The organism is Flavihumibacter sp. CACIAM 22H1 (genome assembly GCF_001601815.1).
GTDB lineage: Bacteria > Bacteroidota > Bacteroidia > Chitinophagales > Chitinophagaceae > Flavihumibacter.
In genome coordinates this window covers 6,337-7,426 of sequence record NZ_LUKG01000129.1, presented here as the reverse complement: position 1 = coordinate 7,426, position 1,090 = coordinate 6,337, and the positions used below count along the sequence as shown (strand labels likewise).

The window sequence follows — 1,090 nt, the reverse complement described above, 5'->3', positions numbered from 1 at the left end:
TGGTTGTTTTAATGCTATTCCTCCGCAACGTCAGAGTGAAATTAAACAGCGCAAAAAAATCATTGTTTGTGAAAACTGCGGTCGGATCCTCGTAGACAGCGAGTTGAATGATGGTGTGGACGTAAAATAAACCCTCCAACGTTTTTTTACAGGTATAAAAAAAGAAAAAAGGCCCGTTCTAAGCGGGCCTTTTTTCTTTTCCAGCCGGCTTGTCGGCTGCCGGTACAAGTAAAGATGGTTTTTTGACGGATTTTTTTTGAGGTGGTTGATGCACCCTAACATTTCCCTAAATTGCCGGCATATTAGAATGTATGTTGCAGGAATTGCGAATCAGGAATTATGCTATTATAGATGAACTGGATATCAGCTTTGATGCGGGGCTAACCATCATTACAGGTGAAACAGGTGCCGGAAAATCGATTCTTATGGGGGCATTATCACTGATATTGGGCCAACGCGCTGATAGCAGTGTAATGGTAAACCGGGAAAAGAAGACAGTGGTGGAAGGGGTGTTTGCGGTTGCAGGAAAACTTGAAATAAAAACATTCCTGGAAAAAGAGGAATTGGACTATAGCGAAGAGTTACTGCTTCGCAGAGAAATTGCCCCCACCGGAAAGTCAAGGGCTTTTATCAATGATACACCTGCTTCCCTGGTGCAGCTACAGCAACTAGCTATGTTGTTGGTTGATCTGCACCGCCAGTTTGATACCCTCTCTCTTGGATCGGCTGATTTTCAAATGATGGTGGTAGATGCATTGGCCAATAATCAATCGCTTTTGCAGCAATACCAGCAACAGTACCAGCGATGGGTTCAGTTATTACGTGAACTAACAGGGTTGGAGGACCGAAAAAACAACAGTACGAAAGAACAGGATTATATCCAGTATTTATTCAAGGAACTGGAGGAGGCTGCTTTTAGCGAAAATGAATTGGAAGCCTTGGAGGAAGAAGCTCGTTTGTTGAACAGTTCGGAGGGTATTAAACTGGCCTTAGCTGCGGTTGTGGCACAACTGAAAAACCTGGAAACGCCGGTGGTTCAGGTGCTCCGGCAGTTGGGGCAACAACTTAGTTCCTATTCTTCCGGGCACTC

The 1,090-nt window shown here is 44.5% G+C and carries 2 protein-coding genes; both read left to right on the top strand.

Annotation, left to right across the window (positions count from 1 at the left end):
* A partial coding sequence (locus A1D16_RS20825) for a C4-type zinc ribbon domain-containing protein (RefSeq protein WP_290713330.1) occupies nt 1-130 on the top strand: 130 nt, incomplete at its 5' end.
* Nucleotides 131-311: 181 nt separating this feature from the next.
* Nucleotides 312-1,090, top strand: a 779-nt coding sequence (locus A1D16_RS20820) for an AAA family ATPase (RefSeq protein ID WP_290713327.1), incomplete at its 3' end; no start/stop codon positions are given.